Consider the following 25,064-nt stretch of genomic DNA (forward strand, 5'->3'; position numbering starts at 1 on the left):
CGCAATGGAAGCGTCGATGACCCACCATACCGAATCGGCCCGCACGCGGCAACGATGCCATCGTCGACGGTAAGGGTGCTAGGCGTGCCCGCTCAACGCCCGAAAGTGGCTACCTGAAAATACCTGGAATCAATACCTGGAATCGGCCATTCTACAAAGCCAATCCCGCCGCGATCAAATCGCTGCTCGGCGTCGAAGAGCGCATCGGCAAATCGTCGCTCGAAAAATCGCTGACCGAACTGGTGCGGCTGCGCGCGTCGCAGATCAACGGCTGCGCGTATTGCGTCGATATGCATACGGCGGCCGCGCGCAAGGGCGGCGAAACCGAGCGGCGTCTCGCGACCGTCGTCGTGTGGCGCGAAACGCCGTTCTTCACGGACCGCGAACGCGCGGCGCTCGAGTGGACCGAAGCGCTCACGCTGGTGTCGCACGATCATGTGCCCGACGCGGTATGGCAGGCGGTGCGGCCGCATTTCAGCGACGAGGAACTGGTCGACCTGACGCTGCTCGTCTCGGCAATCAATGCATGGAACCGCTTCGCGATCTCGTTCCGGAAGATGCCGGCCTGAGCGGCGGCATGACGGCAGCATGAGGCGACGCACTGCCCGCCTCACTCCCCGATCCACGACCCGCGCAGATCGCTGTCATGCAGCAACTGCAACAGCGTGCCCGCCGGGCGACTCAAGCGCTTCGCCGCCAGCGCGATGAATTCCACCGACGGCAGCGTCGGCAGTCCGGCCGCATTCAACGGCGGCGCGAGGCCGCGCGCGGCCAGATACTGCGGCCGCACGGTGATGCCGAGTCCGCCGCGCGCGGCCGCGATACAGCCGGAATGACTGCTGCTCGTGCAGACGATCTGCCAGCTCGCGCCGGCTTCGGCGAGCGCATCGAGCACGACCGCGCGCGTCACGCTCGGCTCGGCGACCAGAATCAGCGGCAGCGGCTGACTCAGATCGACGAGCGTGCCGGTGCGCGCGAGCCATTCGAGGCGCCCGGTGAAAAGCGGCACGCCGCGCCGGTCACCGAGCCGGCGCTTGCCGACCAGCAGATCGATTGCGCCCGCGTCGAGCAACTCGTAGAGCCTGCCCGTCATGCCGATCGTGATTTCCAGTTCGACGTCGGGATGCGCGTTGCGAAACGCCGCGAGCACGGTGGGGAGCGGGCCGAGCGCGATGTCGTCCGATGAGCCGAGCCGCACGCGCCCCTTCAGACGCGGCGCGCGAAACTGCGATTCCGCGCGTGACAGCGCCTGCAGGATCACGCTCGCATGCGCGAGCATCGCTTCGCCGTCGGGTGTCATCGCGAGCGAATGGGTGTCGCGCACGAACAGGCGCCGGCCCACGCTCTGTTCGAGGCGCCGGATATGTTCGCTGACGCTCGACTGTGTCAGGTCGAGCCGCCGCCCCGCTTCGGTGAAGCTATGGCAAGCCGCGACGGTCGAGAAGGTCTTGAGCCAGATTGGATTGAGCATGCGTGATTGTCGCGCTGCTTATCGGCATTGTCGATAACAGTCAGCGGGCTTAGTGGGGTTCCCGATTGATGAGGATGTCAATAAGATGACGGAATTCCGCCTGGCCCCGCTCTGGCGGCGCTTTGCCGCCGCCGCGCCCGCTGTCGAAAACATGACCAAGGACTCCTCTCAAACCGCCCTACTATGGATCGTCGCCGCCGGCTTCTTCATGCAGTCGCTGGACACGACGATCGTCAACACCGCGCTGCCGTCGATCGCGAACAGCCTGCGCGTCGCGCCGCTCGCGATGCAACCGGTCGTCGTCGCCTACACGCTGACGATGGCGATGCTGACGCCCGCCTCCGGCTGGCTTGCCGACCGCTTCGGCACCCGCCGCGTCTATTTCGCCGCCATTCTCGTGTTCGTGCTCGGCTCGATCTGCTGCTCGAGCGCGCACACGCTCGGCCAGCTCGTGATGGCGCGCGTGCTGCAAGGCCTCGGCGGCTCGATGCTGCTGCCGATCGGACGCCTCGCGGTGCTGCGCAGCGTGTCGGGCGAGCAATACGTGTCGGCGCTCGCGTTCATATCGATCGCGGGGCAGCTCGGCCCGATCGCCGGGCCAACGCTCGGCGGCTGGTTCGTGCAGGCGATCACGTGGCACTGGATCTTTCTGATCAACGTGCCGATCGGCGCGCTCGGTCTGTACGCGGTGCACCGCTTTCTGCCGTCGCATGACGAGGCGCAGGCGCCGCCGTTCGATGTGATCGGCTGCGCCCTGCTGTCGTCGTGCATGATCGCGTTTTCGCTCGCGATCGACGCGCCGGTCCCCTCGCATCGCGCGGCGTGGTCGGCGGGGCTGTTTGCGTTGGCCGTCGCCAGCGCGCTCGCCTACATTCCGTACGCCAGAAACCGCCGCGATGCGCTGTTCAAGCTGTCGCTGTTCGGCGAGCCGAACTTCAGCGTCGGCCTGATCGGCAACCTCGTATGCCGGGTCGGTTCGAGCGCGGTGCCGTTCCTCGTGCCGCTGCTGCTGCAATTGCAGCTCGGCTACTCGCCGCTGCACTCGGGTCTGATGATGCTGCCCGCGGCGCTCGCCGGCACGCTCGCGAAACGCTGGATCGCGCCGCTCGTGCGCCGCTACGGCTACGACACGTTCCTGCTCGTCAACACGATCATCGTCGGCTCGGCGATCGTCGCGTTCTCGCTGATTTCGCTCGGCACACCGCTCGTGATCGAAATCGCGATCCTCGCGGTGTTCGGCGCGGCCAACTCGATGCAATTCGCGGCGATGAACAGTGTCACGCTCAAGGACCTGTCGCACGAAGACGCCGGCATGGGCAATAGCCTGTTCTCGATGGTGCAGATGCTTGCGATCGGGCTTGGCGTGTCGATCGGCGGCGGGCTCGTCAATCTGTTCGCGGCGCAATGGTCGGCGGCGCTCGGCTTCCGGCTCGCATTCGTGTGCGTCGGCGCGATCACGCTCGTGTCCGCGTGGATCTTCCGCCACCTCGACGACCCGTCGGGCACGCGCGTGATTCGCGGCCAGGCTGCGCCGAGCGCGGGGCGTTGAGACGTGACGCGTTTCATCGCGTGCCGGCGCATGCATTCGAAAGGTCTTAGCGTTAGCATGTCGGGCATCCATGGCTACCAGGCAGGGAGCCCCGATGCCATTCGATGAGCGCGTGCTGAACGGCATGGGCGTCCTGACTGCGATCGTCGATTGCGGCAGTTTCGCGGCCGCCGGTGAAGCGCTCGACATGTCGCAATCGGGCGTAAGCCGCTCGGTCGCCCGGCTCGAAGCACGCCTCGGCATTCGTCTGTTCGACCGCACCACGCGCTCGGTCACGCTGACCGACGAAGGCCGGCGTTTCTACGAGCAGATCGTGCCGCTGCTCGGCGGACTCGAGGAAGCGGCCGCCTCCGCCGCGCAGGGCGCGACCGCGGTGCGGGGGCGTCTGCGCGTCAACATGGACCCGTTCTTTTCGCGGCTCGTGCTCGGGCCGCGCCTCGGCGGCTTCATCGACAAACATCCGGACCTGCAGCTCGAACTCGTCACGCGCGACCAGTTGGGCGACATGGTCGGGGACGGCTTCGATGTCGCGATCCGCTTCGGCGACCCGCCGGTGTCGACGCTCGTCGCCCGCAAGCTGCTCGATACGCGCATCCTGACCGTCGCGGCGCCGTCGTATCTGAAGAAGCATGGCAAGCCGGCGAGTCCGGGCGAGCTCGAAGACGGCCGGCATATCTGCATCAAGTTTCGCGATCCGCTCACCGGTTATCCGTTCAGCTGGGAATTCCATCGCGGCCGCAAGCAGCTCGCGCTGACGCCGCAGGGGCGGCTGACCGTCAACGATGTCGGCACGCTGCATAGCGTATGCATCGCGGGGCAGGGCATCGCGCAGATTCTCGCGCTCGGCGCGGAGTCGCTGCTCGCGAGCGGCAAGCTGATCGAGCTCTTTCCGGATTGGGGCGACGAGGTGTACCCGCTGTATGCGCTGTATCCGTCGCGGCACCATCCGCCGGCCAAGGTGCGCGTGTTTCTCGACTTCATCATGTCGCTGACGGGCGGCAGGCCGCGCCACGCGGCTGCCTGAGCGCGGAACGTCTGTTTGCTCCCGCCCGGGTCCGCGTCTTGCTGCCGGAGGCTTGTCTTCCCTCCAGGAGAGCAGCGATGAGCAAGACGACGGAAAAATCCCAAGGCGAAGCAAAAAGCACGGCCGACAACGAATCGAAAAGCGAGGCCAGCGCCCAGACCGAGGATTTCGCGCATCCGCACCGCGCCGTGCATAGCGACAACGCGAAGAGCAAGATGCCCGAGCGCCACGACGAAGGTCACAAGCAGTCTCCGGCGGACCGTCCGGGCAAAAAGCCCGGCGAGGGCGAACCGTCCGTCGGTTGAAAATAGAACCCTATATCAGAGCGGCCCTGGCTGCGTCGTGCACCCGGGCCGCATCACTTTTTCCTTCCAGCGCCTTTCTGTAAGCAAACATTTCTTCCTCATTTTTACCGAATATTTTTTTGACGCCTTGGACTATTTTGCTGCTTGCAGCAAGGTGTGCGCCCTGCGAACCGGCTGCCGCTTTCCGCCGGTTTTTGCCGCTTCCGATCGATAAAAGGCGTCATCATGTCCAACGCGTCAAGTCCTCCCCTCGCCCGTGCGGCGCTCGCCCATGTGTCCATCTGCGTGCCCACCTGCAATCGTCCCGACCTGCTGATCGAATGCGTCGACTCGTGCCTCGCGCAAAGCTATCCGCATGTCGAAATCGTGATTGGCGACGATTCGACGGACGCGCGCTCGCGGCAACTGATCTTGCAGCGTTACCGCGACGAGCCGCGCGTGCGCTACGAGAAGCACGAGCCGCCGCTTGGCCAGGCGCGCAATGTGTCGAGCCTGTTCGAGCGGGCGCGCGGCGACAAGATCCTGCTGATCCACGACGACGATCTGCTGACGAGCGACGCCGTCGACAAACTCGTGTCGTTATGGCAGCGCTATCCGCGGCTCGATGCGGCATTCGGTGCGCAATACGAAGCGGATCACGACGGCGCGATCGATCTCGCCGCGAGCGCGCGCCTGAACGAGGCGTTCCGGCGCACTGAGGCCCGCGAGGGTCTCCAGCCGCTCGCGGGCCGCACCGGCCTGATCCAGATGTTTCCGAACAACGGCTGGATGGCCGACGCGCGGCTCGTCAAGCGGGTCGGCTACGACGCGCGGTATGGCGTCTGCTGCGACTACGTTTTCGGCACCGAGCTATGCCTGGCCGCGCGCGAGGTGTTTTATCTGCACGACTATGTGTCGGTGTATCGGAAGACCGCGACGTCGGTCTCGCACAGCACGCGCGGCACGAGCATGGCCGCAACGTTGAGCGCCTATGCGTTCGTGAAGTCGCTGCGTCTGCCGGCGCCGCTCGAACCGTCGCGGCGGCAGGCGCTGCGGCGGCTCGTGCCGATCGCGGTATCGATTCACGCGAGAAACGGCGAGGCGCGCGCGGGCTGGCGGATCGCGCGCGCGCATCTGTTCGCCTACAACTACGGCTTTAGCGCGCGGCTTTACTACCATCTGCTGATGCTGGCGCGCGCGGCCTGGCGTGGCCGTCTGCCGATGCCGCGCGCGGCGGCCGATGCCGTCGCCGGCGTAGCGGCGACGCCTTCGATGGCGACGGTCGCGGCCGTTGGCGCGGCCACGGTGAATGAGGCCGCGAGGGTCGATGAGTTCGTCGACAATGGGCCGAAGCCGGTATGAGCTGCGACAGGCGCGTCGCGACCGGCGCGAGCGCGTGCAAGGCGATTTTCTGCCAGGCATTCCCTGCCTGGCAAACGCGTATTCGTTACCTGGTCCCGCCCGCGCCGCTGATTACGATGAGCACGACCCGTCTTCGCAGCAGAGGCAGATTCATCTGCGCAGCGGCGCGAGGATGGAACAGGCCGATAGCCTGCGCGACCTGCTGCATGCGTGGGGGACACGGATCGTCGTCAGTTGAGCGAAGCGCGCTGCTCCTCGCTTGCGGATTGACGCACAAACGTCGATGCCATGAAAAACGGCGGCCCGGTTGCCCTGGACCGCCGCTTGAGCGCTGCCATCGCGGCACGACGTTTCGCCGTGCCCGACTAGCGGTTCACGGCTCGTGCCGCAGATACCCTTCCGACGACGGATCGCGCATGCGCAGCGACACGATACCCGCGAGTGCACACAGCGCCGTCACGTACCAGAAGAACATCGTCTCGACACCGGCGGACTTCAGCCACAGCGCGACATATTCCGCCGAGCCGCCGAAGATCGCATTGGCGACCGCATACGACAGCCCTACGCCAAGCGCACGCACTTGCGGTGGAAACATTTCGGCCTTGATCAGGCCGCTGATCGACGTATAGAAGCTGACGATCGCGAGCGCCACTACGACCAACGCGAAGGCCGCATACGGGCTCGTCACGTCTTTCAGCGCATGCAGCAGCGGCACCGTGCCGAGCGTCGCGAACAGGCCGAAACACAGCATCGAGCGGCGCCGCCCGATGCGGTCCGACAACGCGCCGAACGCCGGCTGCATCAGCATGTAGACGAACAGCGCGGCGGTCATCACCGAGCTCGCGGTCTTCGCGTGCATGCCGGCCGTGTTGACCAGGTACTTTTGCATGTAGGTGGTGAACGTATAGAAGATCAGCGAGCCGCCGGCCGTGAAGCCGAGCACCGTCATGAACGCGGTCTTGTGCTCCCACAGCCCGCGCAGCGTGCCCGCTTCCTTGCGCTGGCGCATCGCCGCGGTGGTGGTTTCATCAAGGGATTTACGCAGATAGAGCGCGATCAACGCGGCGATGGCGCCAATCACGAACGGCACACGCCAGCCCCACGCCTTCAGCTCTTCGGTCGTCAGCGTCTGTTGCAGGGTCACGAGCACGAGCAGCGCGCACAGTTGGCCGCCGATCAGCGTCACATACTGGAACGACGCGAAAAAGCCACGCCGGCCCTTCAACGCGACTTCGCTCATGTAGGTCGCGCTGGTGCCGTATTCGCCGCCCACCGACAGCCCCTGCAACAGCCGCGCGAGCAGCAGCAACGCCGGCGCGAGCGCGCCGATCTGCGCGTAGGTGGGCAGCATCGCGATCACCAGCGAGCCGCCGCACATCATGAATACCGACACCATCATCGCGGTGCGGCGACCACGTTTGTCGGCGAGCCGCCCGAAGAACCAGCCGCCAATCGGCCGCATCAGGAAGCCCGCGGCGAACACGCCGGCCGTGTTCAGCAACTGCGTGGTCGTGTTGCCGCTCGGGAAGAACGACGGCGCGAAGTAAAGCGCCGTGAACGAATACACATAGAAGTCGAACCACTCGACGAGATTGCCCGATGAAGCGCCAACGATTGCAAAAATGCGGCGCCGTGTGTCGTGCGCCGAGGCCACGACGTATTGTTCGGTTTGGTCGTTCATGCTGGTGTCTTTCCTTATTTAAACGAAGAGGACGGTCGTGGCGCCGCCTTGATGTCGCGCGCCCAGCCTGAGCGGCCGTCGCGGGTGCGCGAATTTTACATAAATGAAAGCACCAGAAGGTTTTTTGTCAGCGTGGCCTGATGAAAGCCCTGGGTCGGCCGGATTTGCGCACCAACAGAACGAAGCCCCTGCCAGTTCGGGACTGGCAGGGGCTTGACGGGCGACACGGACCGCTCAGGCGGGAGTCAGGCGGCGCTCATATTCTCACGGACGGCGGCATATACCGGCAGTCGTGTCGTTTTCTGACGGTACCGTTTTCGTCGACGCTCTCGAGGTACACGTCGAACTGCCACAAGCGCGCCATGTGCTTGAGCACCTCGTCGCTATCCGACGACAGGTGCCGGTTGTCGCTCATGAAATGCCGCAACGTCAGGCTGCGATCGCCGCGTGTATTGACGGCCCACACCTGAATGTTCGGCTCGCGGTGATGCATGTCGTACTGCCGCGACAACGCCTGGCGCACGTACTGGTAGCCGCTATCGTCGTGAATCGCCGACACTTCGAGCGCGTCTCGCATGTCGTCGTCGAGCACCGAGAACAGGCGCATTTCGCGGATCAGATGCGGCGACAGATACTGCGCGATGAAGCTCTCGTCCTTGAAGTTGCGCATCGCGTAGTGCATCGCGGGCAGCCACGGACTGCCGGCCAGATTCGGAAACCACTTGCGGTCTTCGTCGGTCGGCGCTTCGCAGATGCGCCGGATATCGCTCATCATCGAAAAGCCCAGCGCATACGGATTGATGCCGCTGTAATACGGCTTCGTGACCGGCGGCTGATAGACGACGTTGCTGTGTGAATGGAGAAACTCCATCATGAAGCCGTCTTCGAGCTTGCCCTGGTTGTACATCGTATTGAGCAGCGTGTAGTGCCAGAACGTCGCCCAGCCTTCGTTCATCACCTGGGTCTGCCGCTGCGGATAGAAGTACTGACCGATCTTGCGCACGATCCGGATCACCTCGCGCTCCCACGCTTCGAGCAGCGGCGCGTTTTTCTCCGCGAAATACAGCAGGTTTTCCTGCGGCTCGGGCGGATAGCGCCCCTCGACCTCTTCGGGCAGCGGCGTATGGCGCGTGGGCAACGTGCGCCACAACTCGTTGACCTGCGACTGCAGATACGCCTCACGTTCGCGACGCGCGGCGAACTCCTTCTGGAGCGACAGCTTCTGCGGCCGCTTGTAGCGGTCCACGCCGTAATTCATCAGCGCGTGGCACGAGTCGAGCAATTCCTCGACGCGATCGAGCCCATAGCGCTCCTCGCATTCCGCGATGTAGTTTTTCGCGTAGACGAGGTAGTCGATGATCGCGTGCGCGTCCGTCCATAAGCCGAACAGATAGTTGCCCTTGAAGAACGAGTTGTGACCGTAGGCCGCATGCGCGATGACGAGCGCCTGCATCGTCATCGTGTTCTCTTCCATCAGATACGCGATGCAGGGATTCGAATTGATGACGATTTCGTACGCGAGCCCCATCTGGCCGCGGCGATAGCTTTTTTCGGTAGCAAGAAAATGTTTGCCGAACGACCAGTGACGGTAGTTCACCGGCATGCCGACGGACGCGTAGGCATCCATCATCTGTTCGGCGCTGATGAGTTCGAGCTGGATCGGATACACGTCGAGCTCGTATTGCTCCGCAACACGGGCAATATGCGAGTCGTACTCTTCGATCAATTCGAAGGTCCAGTCGGACGGGCACGGCAGAGGCCGTCTATCGGCTACGTTCATACGGACTTCCCTTTGCCCTCGTTGGGCGTTCCGGTGTGTCCCGTGCTGCAGCATCGCGGACTGCTCCGGCGTGAGCGGCTCCCGTGCTGGCCGCTCCTGCCTCGGCATGCCCCGACTGTCGCTGCGGCACGCCTTTGTTGCGCTGCGGCGCGGGCATACGGCGGGTTACCCTGGTCGTACGAATCGCCGCGCGCTTCGTCGTTCAGGCGCTTCGTGCGCCACCAGTATCCCATCAAGAAGTCGCCGCCTGCTTCTCGAACAACTCGCGAAACACCGGATAAATATCGGCCGCGGTTTCGACCTTCTTCATCGCCATGTGCGGTTGCGACAGCGCCAGTTGCGCGTATTCGAGCCACAAATTCTGCTCTTCGGGCGTCACCTGAATATACGCGAAATACCGCACCTTCTCCAGGATGTCATCCGAGAGTATCTTGCGGCACTTCGGCGAGTCGTCGGTCCAGTTGTCGCCGTCGGACGCCTGGGCGCCGTAAATGTTCCATTCAGTCGGCGAATAGCGCTCGTCCATCACCTTGCGCATCAGTTCGAGCGCGCTCGACACCACGGTGCCGCCGCTTTCGGTCGAGTGGAAAAACGTGTCTTCGTCGACTTCCTCGGCGCGCGTGTGGTGGCGGATGAACACGACTTCGATGCGCTCGTAGTTACGCTTCAGGAACAGGTACAGCAGGATGAAGAAGCGCTTCGCGAGATCCTTGCGCTGCTCGTCCATCGAACCGGACACGTCCATCAGACAGAACATCACCGCCTGGCTCGACGGCGTGGGCTGCTTCACGCGATTCACGTAGCGCAGATCGAACGGATCGATGAACGGGATCCGCCAGATGCGTCCTTTCAGATGGTGGATGTCGTCCTCGAGCAGCTTGATCTCGTCGCGGCGATCGGCGGGATCGGCCTTCAACTCTTCCAGTTGCCGCTCCATTTCGTGCAACTGGTTGACGAGCGGCGCGCCGAGCGCGATGCGCCGGCCGAGCGCGCTGCGCAACGAGCGCACCACGTCGATATTGTTTGGCGTGCCCTCCGCGGCCCAGCCCGCGCGGACGCTTTTCCACGTCGGCACGGCCATCAGATGGGTCTTGACGAGACGCGGCAGTTCGAGGTCGTCGAAGAAATACTGCATGAACTCTTCGCGGCTCAGCTCGAACACGAAGTCGTCCTGACCCTCGCCCTCGTTGCTGGCCTGACTGCCTCCGCCGCCGCCACCGCCGCCTTGCGGGCGCTGGATCTTGTCGCCGCGGATGTAGTCCGAGTTGCCGGGATGCACCATCTCGCGCCGGCCGCCCGGTCCATGACGGAACGACGGCTCCGCGATGTCCTTGCGCGGAATGGTGATGCTCTGGGTGTTCTGGATGTCCTTGATGCTGCGATCGCGCACCGCCTCCGAAACGGCACGACGAATATAGTTTTTGACGCGGCGCAAAAAGCGCTCACGGTTCGCAATACTCTTGTTCTTGCCTGCCAACCTGCGGTCGATGATTTGATGAAGCACGCCCGGTCTCCCGTCCATGCAACCGCGATTCCCTGCGGCCGCACTAATATTTCGGGTGCGCGAGACGCCCGCCGCGCAGTGCAATGCTATGCGGCTTGCGCCTCGCCGGTTGCCCGTACGGTCGGACCGTACGGGCGGCACACCATGAGTATCATGCGCGCATCATGACGACTTGCGCACGCGCAGATACCAGTCGCACAGCAAGCGCACCTGCTTCGGCGTATAGCCCTTCGCCACCATGCGATTGACGAAGTCTTCATGCTTGCGCTGCTCTTCGGCCGAGCCTTTCGCGTTGAACGAGATCACCGGCAACAGCTCTTCCGTGTTCGAGAACATCTTCTTTTCGATCACGACGCGCAGCTTCTCGTAGCTGATCCACGCGGGGTTCTTGCCCGCGTTCGCAGCCCGCGCACGCAGCACGAAATTCACGATCTCGTTGCGGAAGTCCTTCGGATTGCTGATGCCCGCGGGCTTCTCGATCTTCTCCAGCTCGGCGTTCAACGCGGCACGGTCGAAGCTCTCGCCGGTGTCGTGGTCGCGGAACTCCTGATCCTGGATCCAGAAGTCCGCATACGTGACATAGCGGTCGAAGATGTTCTGACCGTACTCGGAGTACGACTCCAGGTACGCGGTCTGAATCTCCTTGCCGATGAACTCCGCATAGCGCGACGCGAGCACGTCCTTGATGAAGGACAGATACTTCTGCTCGGTTTCCGGCGGGAACTGCTCGCGTTCGATCTGCTGTTCGAGCACGTACATCAGATGCACCGGATTGGCCGCGACCTCGGTCGAGTCGAAGTTGAACACGCGCGACAGAATCTTGAACGCGAAGCGGGTCGACACGCCGGTCATGCCTTCGTCGACGCCCGCGAAGTCGCGATACTCCTGATACGACTTCGCCTTCGGGTCCGTGTCCTTCAGATTCTCGCCGTCGTAGACCTGCATCTTTGAGAACAGGCTCGAGTTCTCCGGCTCGTGCAAACGCGTGAGCACGGACAACTGCCCCATCATCTTCAGCGTGCCCGGCGCGCACACCGCGTTGGCCAGCGACGAGTTGCGCAGCAGCTTCTCGTAGATTTTGACCTCTTCGCTATAGCGCAGGCAGTACGGCACCTTGACGACGAAGATCCGGTCGAGCAGTGCCTCGTTGTTACGGTTGTTGCGGAATGCCTTCCATTCCGATTCGTTCGAGTGAGCGAGGATGATGCCGTCGAACGGAATTGCGCCGAAGCCTTCCGTGCCCTTGAAGTTGCCTTCCTGGGTCGCCGTGAGCAGCGGGTGCAACACCTTGATCGGCGCCTTGAACATTTCGACGAATTCGAGCAGGCCCTGATTGGCGAGGCACAGGCCGCCCGAGTAGCTGTACGCGTCGGCATCGTCCTGCGCGTACTGTTCGAGCTTGCGGATGTCGACCTTGCCGACCAGCGACGAAATGTCCTGATTGTTCTCGTCGCCTGGTTCGGTCTTCGAGATAGCGATCTGGCGAAGGATCGACGGATAGCGGCGCACCACGCGGAACTTGCGGATGTCGCCGTTGTACTCGTGCAGGCGCTTGACCGCCCACGGACTCAGAATGCCTCGCAGGTAGCGACGAGGAATGCCATATTGCTCTTCGAGGATCGGACCGTCTTCCTCGTAGTCGAACAGACCGAGCGGCGATTCGTTGACGGGCGAGCCCTTGATCGCATAGAACGGCACGCGTTCCATCAGTTGCTTCAGACGTTCCGCGATCGACGACTTGCCGCCGCCGACCGGTCCTAACAGATACAGGATCTGCTTCTTTTCTTCGAGCCCCTGGGCCGAATGCCGGAAGTAGGCGACCACCTGCTCGATCACCTCTTCCATTCCGTAGAATTCACGGAATGCGGGGTATACCTTGATGACCTTGTTCGCGAAGATACGCGATAAACGCGGATCGTTGCGAGTGTCGATCTGTTCCGGTTCTCCGATTGCCGTCAACATGCGTTCGCCCGCAGTGGCGTACGCGGCGGGATTGTCTTTGCAGAGCGCGAGATACTCCTCGAGCGAGAGTTCGTCCTCCCGTGTTTTCTCGAAGCGGGTCGCGAAACTGCTGTAGATATCCATGCTACCTCCTCGCCGAAGTCTGGGGCGATGTCGTGCGCGGCGCGCTATTCGGAAACGACATCGCTCGAATTCATCCTAAACCCTTTTAAATTTTTTTTCACGGACTACGTTGCGAAAATCGCGCCGTAACCGCCACCCTACAATCCTCACCTGGAATCAGAGATTCGACCACCTACAATTTTTTTTACTCACGCAGCAACCAATCACGTCATCTGCTGCACCGCTGTATCGCTACTTTGTTCAGCACCGTATCGCTATTCAGTGCTCCTGCAGGACTTCGCCGGACCGCGGCATCGCGTCAAGTCACCGCGTTGCTATTGCACATCCCGTACCCGCACCGTCGACCCGCCACCAAAATGCGGCTGTCTGCGCACGCACACTTCGTCACAAAAAGCATGCACGTGACGAACTCGCGGCGCTCTCATAGGTGTATACGGAAGGACGCGGCAAAGTTGCAACAAATGCATTCGAACAGGTTGACGATTCAAAGACTGCCACCGTTTCAAATTCGCCAAAATAAAAACGGCTGCACGCGGGCAGCCGTTTGGAATCAAGCGTTGTAATTTGCGGTTACAAGCGCCGCAGCATCGATCAGGTCAGTTCAATTTCCACTTCACCCAATCCGTCGATATGACCACGCACGATGCCGGGTTCGTCGATCTTGTGCGCGCCGACGTATGAACCGGTGGTCAAGGTCCAGTTGCGCTCGATCGTGATGCCCATCGCCGCGCAATGGTTGACGAACCACACGAGCAGCTCGCGCGGATCGCCTGCCGGATTGCCGGTCACTTCCGGTATCAGCGAGCGGCCGTTGAAACTCAGCTCCAGTTCCGGCGACACGAAGTCGAAGCCGCGCGCGAGGCTCGCATAGACGGCCGGATGGCCGGTGATCAGCGCGCCGTTGTTCTGCGCGTCGGCCAACTGCGCGAGCGGCGCGACGTTCGGCCATTCGGCGAAGCGGCTGTCGACGATCTCGATGGCCGGCAGCACGGCGCCGAGCTTCGACAGTACCTCGTCGCGCGCATACGCCTGAGCGCGCGGCTCGATCGTCACGTCGAAGCGGAACGCGATCTCGAGCTCCACCAGCACGCGAAAGAAGCCGTCATGCGCGAGCCTCGCTGGCGACGGCATCACCAGCGAGGCCGGAATCGGTGCGCCCGACGCGGCGCCGCCCGGCGACTTCGCGCCGATCTTCCACGCGCCGGTCGACTCGCCGAGGCCCACGATCACCGCCTGCTGGATCGCGTAGGCGGTCGCCGCGTCGGGCGGCAGGCTGTCGGGTGCGGGCGCGTCGATCGGCCGGCGCTGCCGGCGTGCCTCGACGAGGCGTTGCGCAAGATCGTATCGCGTCATGTCGGTTCTTTGTGGCTGGCGCATGGCAGGGTTCGCAGGACGTAGCAATATGTGGGAACCACCTGTTGGAGGTGCGGGCAGCCGCGCGCCGCGCAAACGGATCGGGGCCGTGCCCGTCAATGTACCGGATCGCGACACGCGCCGGTGAAAGGCGGCGGCGCGCAAACGTTAATTCTTGCCGGAGCTGAAAAAAAACCGCGCATGGGGTGTCCAGGCGCGGCTTTTCGCGAAGCGATCGTCGCGGGTGCGACGCGGATGCCGGACAGCTAGCGAACGGGAACGGGAACGGGAACGGCTGTTGCGCCGCACGGCGCGTCTCGGCTCACCTGAGGCACGACAGCGCCGCCGCCCATGTACACCTGAATCCGAGCCAGCTCAGAAGGTCTCCCAATCCTGATCGCTGCCGGCCGTCGCCGCGGACCTGGCCGGCGCGCGCGTGGGCGTGGACGCGGCCGCTACCGGCGGCGCGACAGCGGCCGCGGCCGGGATCGATGCCTTCGCCGGCAACGCCGCCTGCGCGGTAGCCGGCGTGAGCTTGCGTGCGCGTGTAGCGACCGGGCTCGTGGACACCGGGCGCTTCGGCGCAGCAAGCGCCGACGCCGCTTCGTGACCGCCACGGCCGCTGTCGTCGACCTGGAACACCGCGACCGCGCTGCGCAGCCGCGTCGCCTGCTCCTCGAGCGACGACGCGGCAGCGGCCGCTTCCTCGACGAGCGCCGCATTCTGCTGCGTGACCTCGTCCATCTGCGTGACCGCGCGCGCGACCTGGTCGATGCCGCCGCTCTGCTCCTCCGACGCCGCCGCGATCTCGCCCATGATGTCGGTCACGCGCTGCACCGCGCCGATGATTTCGCTCATCGTGCGGCCGGCCTCGTCGACGAGCGCCGAGCCCGACTGCACGCGCTCGACCGACGTATCGATCAGCTCCTTGATCTCCTTGGCCGCCGCCGACGAACGCTGCGCGAGGCTGCGCACCTCGCCCGCGACGACCGCGAAGCCGCGCCCCTCCTCGCCGGCGCGCGCCGCCTCGACGGCTGCGTTCAACGCGAGGATGTTGGTCTGGAAGGCAATGCCTTCGATGATCGAGATGATGTCGGCGATCTTCGCCGAGCTCTGGTTGATGTCACCCATCGTGCCGACCACCTGGCCGACCACCGCGCTACCCTTGTTGGCGATCTCGGACGCGTTGGCCGCGAGCGCGCTCGCCTGGCGCGCGTTGTCGGCATTCTGCCGCACGGTGCCGGTCAGCTGCTCCATGCTCGAGGCGGTTTCCTGCAGCGCCGACGCCTGCTCCTCGGTCCGCGACGACAGGTCGATGTTGCCCGCCGCGATCTGGCGCGTCGCGGTCGCGATCGACTCGCTACCGCCGCGCACGCTGCGCACCGTTTCGGTGAGGCTGCGCTGCATTCTGGCGATTCCTTCGAGCAGTTGCCCCATTTCGTCGCGCGATGTCGCGATCACCGGACGACGCAGATCGCCGGCCGCGATGGCATCGAAGTGGCCGAGCGCTTCGTCGAGCGGACGCGCGATCGCGCGGCTCAGCGTCAGATACGACAGCGCCGCCGCCAGCACGCCGACCACCAGCGCACCGATGCTGACCACGCGGAACGTCTGGAAACTGCTCTGCGCGGAGTCGTAGCCCTGCCTGGCCGAATCGAACTGGTATTTGCGCAGCGCGTCGTCGGCGCCGACGAGGTCGTTGAAGACGACCTGCAGATTCTTCGCGTCCTCGACCAGCTTGCCCTGATCGTTCGCCGTGATCGTCGCCGCGAACGTTTCGAGTTGCTGATGCAGCGCGTTGCGCTTCGCGGCGACGTCCTGCGCAAGCCGGTCTTCGTCCGCGTTGCGTGGCAGATCGAGATATTTCTTCCACCACATGTCGGACGTGCCCCCGAGCATGCGCCCGCGCTCGATGGTGGTGGCCGCTTCCGGTGTGCCGACCAGGAACGCGGCGCGGTCGAGCGCGAGTCGTTCGCGCGCCGCGTAGATTTCCGCGTTGCCGATGTTCACCGCGCTCGGCATCGCGTTGGTGAACGTGTCCTCAAAGGCGTCGTTCGAACGGCTCATGCCGAACAGACCGAAAACGCCGATCGCAACCAGCAACGCGGCGAGGAACGCCATCGTGAGACCAATTCGCGCCTTGATCGTGATGCCTTTATTCAACATGCTTGGTCCTGTGTGCTGTACTCAATGAGAGGCTGCTGCCTACGCAGCGTGGGAGCGGCGTGTGTTGGGTCCGGCGCTTTTTTGAAAGAGCGCTCTAATTTCCGTTTACGGCAGCGCACTCATAGACTTGAAGCATTTAAAAGGTATGAACAAAGACGTTGTAAGACGTTGAAAGCAACTTGACTGGAAATGAGTGTGTTCGCGGCGCGCAGGGAAACGCGGCGATATTCGTCAAAGCACGATTTTTGACGGTTTGGCGGCGGGAATGGGTGGAGATGCGAGCCGTTCGGAGTCGCCCGAAGCGGTGGCGGGACAGTTCGATCAGGCAGCGTGCGCGGTGCCAATGCCGCCGCGGCATCAGTCCAATGCGTCGACCTCGGAGCGCGTCGGAATCGATGGCTGTGCGCCCGCGCGCGTCACCGATAGCGCGGCGGCGCGCTGCGCGAAGCGGATCGCCGCATCGACGCTCGCGCCCTGCGCGAGCTGCGCCGCGAAGCCGCCGATGAAGGTGTCGCCGGCCGCGGTCGTGTCGACCGCCTCGACGCGCGGCGCGTCGTACAGCGTCGCGGCCGCGCCTTCGAGCGACGCATGCACGCCGCGCGCACCGAGCGTGACCAGCACGTTGCGCGCGCCGGCCGCGCGCAATGCGGCGGCGGCCCGTGCGGCGTCCTCGGGCGAGTCGACGGGGAGACCGCTCAGCGCGGCGGCTTCGAGTTCGTTCGGAATCAGGTAGTCGATCAGCGGCAGCCAGTCGGCCGGCAACGGGCCGGTGGCGGGCGCCGGATTCAGGATCACGGTCTTACCGAGCCGCCGCGCCGCCGCCAGCGCCGCGCGCACCGATTCGGGCGGGGTTTCGAGTTGACAGATCACGACGGCGGCGGCGGCGAGCGTCGCTTCGTGTCGCGCGATGGTGGCCGGCGTGACCTCGCCGTTGCTGCCCGCGACGATCACGATCGTGTTCTGGCTCGCATCGTCGACGACGATCAGCGCCACACCGCTCGGCTCCCTGCCGGTTTCGAGCGCGGCGCAGTCGATGCGCTCCGCTTCGAGGCCCGCGCGCAGCTGCGCGCCGTTCGCATCGGCACCGACGCAGCCGAGCATCGACACCTGCGCGCCGAGCCGCGCGGCCGCGACCGCCTGGTTGCCGCCCTTGCCGCCCGCGACCTGCGCGAAGCCGCGGCCGGCCAGCGTCTCGCCCGGTTGGGGCAGGCGTGGCGAACGCACCACGAGGTCCATGTTCAGACTACCGACCACCGTGACGCGTGCGCGCGTTGGGTTGCTTGCCACTCGAGTGTCCTCCGTTGCGCGACGGGTCGCGTCGCCATTGCGCGCGCGTCCTTCGAGCGCCCCTCATGCGTCCTTGATCCGGCGCATCAGGCCGCCAGATCCCGCCGTTCCTCGCCCGCCCATGTCGCGGTGGACTCCCGCACGATCAGCCGCGGCGACACCACGCGGCGGCGCGCAGGCGCCCGCGCGGTGCTGTTCGACGACGCCTCGGCGATCCGGGCGATCAGCGTCTGCGCGGCCGTGTCGCCAAGCGCGCGCACCGACTGCCCGACCGTCGACAGCGACGGGAACGTGAAGCGGCCCAGCTCGATATCGTCGAAACCGATGATCGAGCAATCGCGCGGCACGCTGATATTGCGCTCCGCCGCCGCGCGCAACGCGCCGATGCCCATCATGTCGTTGCCCGCGAAAATCGCCGACGGCCTGATCGTATCGAACAGCTGCGCGGCCGCGCGATGTCCGCCCGTCCCCGAAAAATCGCTTTCGACGATCGCATCGGCCGGAATCTCGATGCCACGCTCGGCCATCGCGCGAATGAAGCCGTGCACCCGCATCGCGCTGACCGCGGTCTGCACCGGCCCCGTGATGCAACCGATCCGCACATGCCCGAGCTCGAGCAGATGACGGGTGGCCAGATACGCGCCCTTCTCGTGATCGATCTGCACGAGATCCGCGCTGACTCCCTCGATGTTGCGGTCCACCACCACGAGCGGCTCGCGCGCGTCGGCGAGCGCCTGCGCGAGCACGGCGTCGTCGCCGGCCGACGCGACGATCAACCCGTCGATGCGTTTTTCCTGCAGCACGCGCAGATAGTTGCGCTGTTTCGCGGGGTCATCGTCGGAGTTGCAGAAGAACACGCAGTAGCCATTGCGCGCGCAGCCGTCCTCGATGCCGCGCGCGAGCTCCGCGAAATACGGGTTCGTGCTGTTCGGCACCACCAGTCCGATCGTCGCGGTCGCGCGCGCCTTCAGCGAGCGCGCGACCGCCGACGGCACATAGTGCAGTTGACGGATCGCGTGCTCGACTTTCGCGCGCACATCGGCCGACACCGGCCGCGAGTTGTTCACGACGTGCGATACCGTCGTGAACGACACGCCCGCCACCGCCGCCACATCCTTGATCGTCGTCATAACCTGTTGCTCTCCTGTCGAACGGAGTTAGCGCTTTAGCGCTTACTCCGGTCCCATGCAGTTTCATCGCGGTCGAACGGAGTTAGCGCTTTAGCGCTTACTCCGATCCCATGCAGTTTCATCGCGGTCGAACGGAGTTAGCGCTTTAGCGCTTACTCCGGTCCCATGCAGTTTCATCGCGGTCGAACGGAGTTAGCGCTTTAGCGCTTACTCCGATCCCATGCAGTCAGTCATCGTTGCGCGGCGGCTCCCACCTCAGGCGCGTTTGCGACGGCTGCGGTACGTATCGAGCACCACCGCGATCACGATCACCGCGCCGGTGATCATGCGCTTGGTCGGCTCGTTCGCGCCGATCTGCGCGAGGCCCGCCGCCAGCACCGAAATGATCAGCACGCCAAAGAACGTGCTGATAACCGAACCACGCCCGCCCATCAGACTCGTGCCGCCGATCACGACCGCCGCGATCACCTGCAGCTCCAGGCCGACACCCGCATTCGGATCGGCCGCCTCGAGCCGCGAGATCTGGAACAGCGCCGCGAGTCCGGACAGCGCGCCCATCAGCGCGAACACGATCACCTTGTACGGCCGCGGATTGACGCCCGCGAGCCGTACCGCTTCCTCGTTGGTGCCGATCCCGACCAGATAGCGCCCGAACACCGTGCGCGTCAGCACCAGCTGCGCGATCACCATCACCGCGACCGCGATCAGAAAGGCCGGCGAGATGCCAAGCGCGATCGGGTTCGACAGAAAATCGAACGCATCGCCGATATACGCGGTGCGCGAATTGGTCATCTGATACGCCATGCCGCGCGCCGCCTCGAGCACGCCGAGCGACACGATGAACGACGGAATTCGCCAGCCCACCGTCACCGCGCCGGTCACGGTACCGGTCAGCGCCGCGACCGCGACCCCGAGCAGCGCGCCGGCAGCTGGCCCCCAGCCCCACTTCAGCGTCACCACGCTGACCACCGACGCCCCGAGCGCGAGCACCGAGCCCACCGACAGATCGATCCCCGCGATGATCAGCACGAAGGTCATGCCGACCGACATCACGACGAGATCCGGAATCTGGTTCGCGATCGTGCTGAACGTGTCGTAGGTCAGAAAGTGCGAACTCAGCAGCGAGAACAGCACGATCATCGCGAGCAGCGCGCCGGCGAGGCCCAGGTAGTTCGAAAAGCCGAGCCGCGTGCCGGCCGGCTTGCCGCTCGCGAGCGGCGCCGACGGATCGGCGGGCGGCGTCACGGCGGGCGCGTCCGGCGCACCGCCTTGCTTGCCGTCCTGCTGGCCGTCCAACTGGCCGTCCTGTTTGACACCCGCCGCCTCGCGCCACGATTGATCGGTCATCACAGACTCCCTGCTTCGTTGACGCCGTGCGTGTGCAGCAGCGCGTCACGGCCGCGGTAGCCGGCGAACGCAGCCGCGAGCAACGCATCCTGGCTCCAGCTCGCGCGCTCGAACACGCCTGTCATGCTGCCCGCCGACATCACGCCGATCCGGTCGCAGATCAGCATCAGTTCGCGCAGATCGCTCGACACCACGACGAGCGCGCGGCCGTCGCGAGCGAGCGCGCCCATCAGGCCGTAAATATCGAACTTCGCGCCGACGTCGATGCCGCGCGTCGGTTCGTCGAACAACAGCACGCGGCAGTCGCGCGCGAGCCAGCGGCCGATCACGACCTTCTGCTGGTTGCCGCCCGACAGCTCGCCGACAACCTGCGCGGGCCCCGAGCTGCGAATCCGCATCGCGGCGATCTGCTTGTGCGCCAGCGCGTTCTCGCGCTTCGCGTCGACGAGGCCGTGCCGCGCGACGCTGCCGAGATTGCCGAGCGACAGGTTGGCCGCGATCGGTTGCGGCAGCAGCAGGCCTTCGCCCTTGCGGTCTTCGGTGATCAGCGCGATACCCGCGCGTACCGCGTCCGCCGGCGAGTCGATTGGCACCGGCGCAGGCGGCGCGCCCGGCGTCGCGGCGAGCGACACGCTGCCGCCGTCCTTGCGGTCGGCGCCGTAGATGAGCCGCATCAGCTCGGTGCGGCCCGCGCCGATCAGTCCGCTCACACCGAAAATCTCGCCCGCGCGCACCTCGAACGACACGTCGCGCACGACCTTGCCGCGCGCGAGCCGCTCCACTTTCAGGAGCGGCGCGCCGATGTTGCGCTCACCGAGATCGATATGCTCGCCGAGCTCGCGGCCGACCATCCACGTGACGATCTGCTCGCTCGTCAGGTTCGCCATCGCGTCGACATGCACGAGGCGGCCGTCGCGCAGCACCGCGACCCGTTCGGCGACCCGCGCCAGCTCTTCGAGCCGGTGCGAGATATAGACGAGCGCGACGCCGCGAGCCTTGAGCCGCCCGATCTGCTCGAACAGCAGATCGACCTCGCGCGCGGTCAGCATTGCGGTCGGCTCGTCGAGGATCAGCACGCGGCAGTCGTCGATCAGGTTGCGGGCGATCTCGACCATCTGCTGATGACCGATGCCCAGTTCGCCGACCAGCGTGTCGGGATCGATCGCGTCGAGCCCGACCTGCGTCATCGCCTCGCGCGCGTTCTCGCGCAGCTTGCCGCGATCGATCCAGCCGAAGCTGAACGCGCCCGCACGCGGCAGCCGGTTCAGGAACAGATTCTCGGCGACCGACAGCGTAGGCAGCAGATTCAACTCCTGCATGACCATGCGCACGCCGAGCGCCTCGGCCTCGGTGCGGCTCGCGGGCGCGTACGGCGCGTCGGCAAGCCGCATCGTGCCCGCGCTCGCCTCGACCAGCCCGCCGATGATCTTCGACAGCGTGCTCTTGCCCGCGCCGTTCTCGCCGGTCAACGCCAATACCTCGCCCGCCCGCAGCGACAGCGATACGTCGGCGAGCACCGGTTCGGCATAGGTCTTGCCGATGCCGCTGACGCTCAGTACGACAGGCAAGGCGTCGTGGTCGGTCGAATCCATCGCGCTCCTGGTTGCATGGCGCTTCTGGCGCCTTCGTGGCGCCCCATTGCGCGGAATGCACAGCTGCTCACGGCCGCGCTCCCTCTCACCACGCGAGCCGCCGTCATGACGCTTATCTCTGGGATTAACGGCGGTGCGGCGGGATTCTTGAGCGTTCGTTGAAGAAAAGCGGATCACCGGGTGGTCGTTTGCCTCTAAAACACGCTATCCGCATAATTCGTGGCGATTTTTACCGCTTCTCGCGCACTTTTCCGGCAGCGCCCGGCTCGTGCTTCACGCCGGGCGCGGCGCGCTTACTTCAGGGTGTCCTTCGTCACCAGAACGACCGGCGTTTCGACGACGCCCGACAGCTGCGACTGCTTCTTGTTTTCGCTCAATGCCTTCAACGCGGTATCGATCCCGAACACGGCCTGCTTCGCCGCGAACTGGTCGGCGGTGGCGAGCACGCGGCCGTCCTTCAGCATCGGATGGATCGCGTTGATGTTGTCGTAGCCGACCACCAGCACCTTGCCCTGCTTGCCGGCCGCGCGCACGGCCGACACCGCGCCGATCGCCATGTTGTCGTTGCCGGCGAGCAGCGCCTTCAGGTTCGGATACTCGTTGAGCATGGCCGATGCGACCGCGTTGCCCTTGTCGATTTCCCACTCGCCCGACTGCACCGACACGACTTTCGCGCCGACTGCCTGCATCGCGTCCTTGAAGCCCGCGGTACGCTGCTGCGCGTTGGTGGTGGTCGACACGCCTTCGAGGATGCCGACCTCGTCGCCGGCCTTCAGGCGCTTCGCGAGGTAGTCACCGACGAGCCGCGCGCCCTTGCGATTGTCGGGGCCGACGAACGGCACGTTCAGGTCTTTCGACTTCAGCACGTCCGGATCGAGCCGGTTGTCGATGTTGACGACGATGATGCCCGCGTCGACCGCCTTCTTGACGACCGGCACCAGCGCCTTCGAATCGGCCGGCGCGAGCACGATCGCGTCGACCTTCGACACGATCATCTGCTCGACGATGCGGATCTGGTTGGCGGTGTCGGTTTCGTCCTTGATGCCGTTGGTGATCAGGTCGAACTTGCCGGGGTTCTGCTTCTGATAGTCTTTCGCCCCGGTCTCCATGGTCAGGAAGAATTCGTTGGCGAGCGACTTCATCACGAGCGCGACCTTCGGCTTATGAGCCGGGGCGTTCTGCGCGTGGGCGGCGGAAAAAGGCAGGACGGCGGAGGCGGTGGCGAGAACTGCGGCGGCAAGAATGCGACGACGGGTTCGATGGCTCATGCGTATCTCCAAGGTTGTCAGGCTCGCGGGCGAGCCGTATTTTTTGTGATGCGCAAACGTTTGCGAGGCCCATTCTCAGCGCAAGCTCTTCGGAATGTCAACGATTCGCGGTGTTGCAACGCACCGGCGCGCAACATCTGCGCCGCCGCAATGCGCTCGATCGATCCGGACAGCGTGTGGCAAGGTTCCCTCGCTCAGTTCGTGCAGTCGATGACGCCTGTGCGTCGCGTGCGGCGCGACCCACAGGCCGCTTATGCTGGCCTGGTATCGCGCGCGCCGCAAGTGAAACCCCGAGGAAATTAAACGGTGCACCGGCTACAGCCAGCCGGCCTTGCGAAAACGCCGGTACAGCACGAAGTCGATCGCCAGCATCACCGCCAGCACGACCGGATAGCCGAACTTGAAATGCAGCTCGGGAATGCGCTCGAAGTTCATCCCGTAGATGCCGGCGATCATGGTCGGCACCGCGAACAGCGCCGCGAACGAGCCGAGCCGCTTGGTGATTTCGCTCTCGGCGAGCGAGATCATGCCGAGGTTCACCTGCACCGCCGTGACGACGATTTCGCGGCGCCCCTCGATGGTTCTGACGATCCGGTCGAGGTGGTCGTAGACGTCGCGGAAGTACGCCTGCATGCCTGCGCAAACACTCGGAATGCGGCCGCCCGTCAGTTTGCCGACCGCTTCCTGCAGCGGCACGATATGGTGCTGGAGGATCACGAGCCGGCGCTTCATCGTGTACAGGTCCTGCACGATCGCGCGCGAGGCGGCCGAATCGTTCTTCTCGAAGATGCGGTCCTCGAGCATTTCGAGCTCGGTGCTGATCGCCTCCACGACCGGGAAATAACGGTCGACCACATCGTCGATCAGCGCGTACAGCACGAACGCCGAGCCCTCCTTCAACAGATGCGGCTCATGCTCGCAGCGCGCGCGCACGCTCTTGAAGCCGGTGCGCGTGCCGCGCCGCACCGACAGCACATAGTTGCTGCCGACGAACACGTCGACTTCGCCGATCACGAATTCGCCCTGCTCGTCCATCTCGACCGTGTGCATCACGGTGAACAGCGAATCGCCGTACTCCTCGATTTTCGGGCGCTGATGACCGTGTTGCGCGTCTTCGATCGCGAGCTCGTGCAGATTGAATTCGTCTTTCATGGCCGCGAGTTCCTCGGGCTCCGGATCTTTCAGCGCGACCCAGACGAAGCACTCGCGCCGCGCGACGTAGTCGCTGATGCTGTCGATATCGATGTCGGCGAGTTTCCGGCCGTCCTGATAGGCGGCGCAATTGATCAGCATGTTCGGATTACCTTGCATACAAAAGCAGACCTCGCCACCCTCTCACGTAAGCATTGCGTAAGACGGTCGACGGGTCTGCATGAACGGACAAGCACGCTTCCAGCCGGCTTGAATCAGCCGCCATGTTAAGACGCGCCGCGTGAGCCGCGCGTTTCCAATTGTTAATGCTCGACGACAGGCTACTGCGCGACCCGCTGCAGGCCGATGCGGTGATCGTCGTTGAACGTGACCGAGGCGCGGTTCGTGTAGCGCGGGTCGGCCGTCACGACGAAGTTCAGCTCGATGACCGGATCGAACTGCGTCGATACGCCGATCCGATGCGGGCCGGGCGGCAGATAGAACACCACGTGCTCGCCGTTCATCAGGTCGGTCACGCGCTCGCCGTCGATATAGACGAGCGCATCGCGGAACCGCACGATCACGTCGCGCGAACGCTCGCGCCGCACGTCCACCGCGACGAGGCCGGGGCCCGGCGCGGTATAGCCCTGTCTGACGATGCGCTCGGCAGGCACCGGTTTGAACGGTACCGGCTCGGCCGGCGTCGACGCGCAGCCGGCCAGCGTGAGCACGCTGAGCGCGACGCATGCGGCCAACGCGGCGCAGCGTGCGGACCCGGCCATCCGTGCGGCTCGGCAGCGGCAAGACAGGCGCATCGGCATGCTGGTTCTCCCGTGTGCTCTCGATTGTGGCCCGAGTTTCCGATTGCGCGGTGTGGGTCGTCGCTCCGTGTCCGCCGGTTCGGCGGACACGGTACGCTCGTACGCATGATCGTTGCGCATCATAGCAACGCGCGGACATTCCGCCAGCCACGGCGCACGGAGCTCGGGCGCCGCGCCTCTTGCATGGCGCGGCGTTCTTCTTCATGATCGGTGCAGGAGGCCGCGCTCG

Annotated in this window: 20 protein-coding genes; 6 read left to right on the forward strand and 14 right to left on the reverse strand. The window is 64.8% G+C overall.

Features of this window, described 5'->3' with window-relative positions:
• Nucleotides 1-128: 128 nt before the first annotated feature.
• Complete coding sequence (locus F6X39_RS31500) at nucleotides 129-569, forward strand: carboxymuconolactone decarboxylase family protein (protein ID WP_187619508.1); 441 nt, start codon at nucleotides 129-131, stop codon at nucleotides 567-569.
• 41 nt (nucleotides 570-610) lie between these two features.
• On the opposite strand, the gene F6X39_RS31505 is transcribed toward F6X39_RS31500, so the two are convergent.
• Complete coding sequence (locus F6X39_RS31505) at nucleotides 611-1,471, reverse strand: LysR family transcriptional regulator (protein ID WP_018435610.1); 861 nt, start codon at nucleotides 1,469-1,471, stop codon at nucleotides 611-613.
• Between the two features lie 151 nt (nucleotides 1,472-1,622).
• Between F6X39_RS31505 and F6X39_RS31510 the strand changes: the two genes are divergently transcribed.
• The 5 genes from F6X39_RS31510 (at nucleotide 1,623) to F6X39_RS31530 (ending at nucleotide 5,928) form a co-directional block, all read left to right on the forward strand.
• The gene (locus tag F6X39_RS31510) at nucleotides 1,623-3,020 is read left to right on the forward strand and encodes an MFS transporter (protein ID WP_222945375.1); all 1,398 of its coding nucleotides are present in this window, start codon (nucleotides 1,623-1,625) and stop codon (nucleotides 3,018-3,020) included.
• A 94-nt stretch (nucleotides 3,021-3,114) separates the two neighbouring features.
• Nucleotides 3,115-4,044, forward strand: a complete 930-nt coding sequence (locus F6X39_RS31515) for a LysR family transcriptional regulator (RefSeq protein ID WP_187619486.1) — start codon at nucleotides 3,115-3,117, stop codon at nucleotides 4,042-4,044.
• Between the two features lie 77 nt (nucleotides 4,045-4,121).
• Entirely contained in the window at nucleotides 4,122-4,349 is a 228-nt protein-coding gene (locus tag F6X39_RS31520) for a hypothetical protein (protein WP_187619487.1), read from the forward strand.
• A gap of 225 nt (nucleotides 4,350-4,574) precedes the next feature.
• On the forward strand, nucleotides 4,575-5,690 hold the full coding sequence (locus F6X39_RS31525) for a glycosyltransferase family 2 protein (RefSeq protein WP_187619488.1): 1,116 nt from the start codon (nucleotides 4,575-4,577) through the stop codon (nucleotides 5,688-5,690).
• Nucleotides 5,656-5,928, forward strand: coding sequence for a hypothetical protein (locus F6X39_RS31530; protein ID WP_187619510.1), 273 nt, complete (start codon nucleotides 5,656-5,658; stop codon nucleotides 5,926-5,928). The genes F6X39_RS31525 and F6X39_RS31530 overlap by 35 nt, the downstream gene beginning before the upstream one ends.
• Before the next feature lie 135 nt (nucleotides 5,929-6,063).
• On the opposite strand, the gene F6X39_RS31535 is transcribed toward F6X39_RS31530, so the two are convergent.
• The 13 genes from F6X39_RS31535 to F6X39_RS31595 form a co-directional block, all read right to left on the reverse strand.
• Entirely contained in the window at nucleotides 6,064-7,371 is a 1,308-nt protein-coding gene (locus F6X39_RS31535) for an MFS family transporter (protein WP_187619489.1), read from the reverse strand.
• A 256-nt stretch (nucleotides 7,372-7,627) separates the two neighbouring features.
• Complete coding sequence (locus F6X39_RS31540; RefSeq protein WP_187619490.1) at nucleotides 7,628-9,151, reverse strand: SpoVR family protein; 1,524 nt, start codon at nucleotides 9,149-9,151, stop codon at nucleotides 7,628-7,630.
• A gap of 232 nt (nucleotides 9,152-9,383) precedes the next feature.
• Entirely contained in the window at nucleotides 9,384-10,655 is a 1,272-nt protein-coding gene (locus F6X39_RS31545; protein ID WP_184022725.1) for a YeaH/YhbH family protein, read from the reverse strand.
• A gap of 162 nt (nucleotides 10,656-10,817) precedes the next feature.
• Nucleotides 10,818-12,740, reverse strand: a complete 1,923-nt coding sequence (locus tag F6X39_RS31550; protein ID WP_184022724.1) for a PrkA family serine protein kinase — start codon at nucleotides 12,738-12,740, stop codon at nucleotides 10,818-10,820.
• Nucleotides 12,741-13,331: 591 nt separating this feature from the next.
• A complete protein-coding gene (locus tag F6X39_RS31555; RefSeq protein ID WP_187619491.1) occupies nucleotides 13,332-14,093 on the reverse strand; it encodes a 2-keto-4-pentenoate hydratase in 762 nt (253 codons plus the stop codon).
• A 375-nt stretch (nucleotides 14,094-14,468) separates the two neighbouring features.
• Nucleotides 14,469-16,259 carry a methyl-accepting chemotaxis protein gene (locus F6X39_RS31560; protein ID WP_187619492.1) on the reverse strand — a complete coding sequence of 597 codons (1,791 nt, stop codon included), beginning with the start codon at nucleotides 16,257-16,259 and terminating at the stop codon, nucleotides 14,469-14,471.
• Between the two features lie 357 nt (nucleotides 16,260-16,616).
• Nucleotides 16,617-17,546, reverse strand: coding sequence for a ribokinase (gene rbsK / locus F6X39_RS31565; RefSeq protein WP_184022721.1), 930 nt, complete (start codon nucleotides 17,544-17,546; stop codon nucleotides 16,617-16,619).
• 86 nt (nucleotides 17,547-17,632) lie between these two features.
• Complete coding sequence (locus F6X39_RS31570) at nucleotides 17,633-18,676, reverse strand: LacI family DNA-binding transcriptional regulator (protein ID WP_187619493.1); 1,044 nt, start codon at nucleotides 18,674-18,676, stop codon at nucleotides 17,633-17,635.
• 255 nt (nucleotides 18,677-18,931) lie between these two features.
• Nucleotides 18,932-20,023 (reverse strand): ABC transporter permease, encoded by a 1,092-nt coding sequence (locus F6X39_RS31575; protein WP_187619494.1) that lies wholly within the window; start codon nucleotides 20,021-20,023, stop codon nucleotides 18,932-18,934.
• Complete coding sequence (locus F6X39_RS31580; RefSeq protein WP_187619495.1) at nucleotides 20,023-21,615, reverse strand: sugar ABC transporter ATP-binding protein; 1,593 nt, start codon at nucleotides 21,613-21,615, stop codon at nucleotides 20,023-20,025. The genes F6X39_RS31575 and F6X39_RS31580 overlap by 1 nt, the downstream gene beginning before the upstream one ends.
• A 293-nt stretch (nucleotides 21,616-21,908) precedes the next feature.
• Nucleotides 21,909-22,883 (reverse strand): sugar ABC transporter substrate-binding protein, encoded by a 975-nt coding sequence (locus F6X39_RS31585; protein WP_184022717.1) that lies wholly within the window; start codon nucleotides 22,881-22,883, stop codon nucleotides 21,909-21,911.
• Nucleotides 22,884-23,198: 315 nt separating this feature from the next.
• A complete protein-coding gene (corA, locus tag F6X39_RS31590) occupies nucleotides 23,199-24,176 on the reverse strand; it encodes a magnesium/cobalt transporter CorA (protein WP_184049320.1) in 978 nt (325 codons plus the stop codon).
• Between the two features lie 179 nt (nucleotides 24,177-24,355).
• Nucleotides 24,356-24,835: a hypothetical protein gene (locus F6X39_RS31595; RefSeq protein ID WP_187619496.1), complete on the reverse strand. Its 480-nt coding sequence runs from the start codon at nucleotides 24,833-24,835 to the stop codon at nucleotides 24,356-24,358.
• Nucleotides 24,836-25,064 lie beyond the last annotated feature (229 nt).

Source organism: Paraburkholderia sp. UCT2 (assembly GCF_014397665.1).
Lineage (GTDB): Bacteria > Pseudomonadota > Gammaproteobacteria > Burkholderiales > Burkholderiaceae > Paraburkholderia > Paraburkholderia tuberum.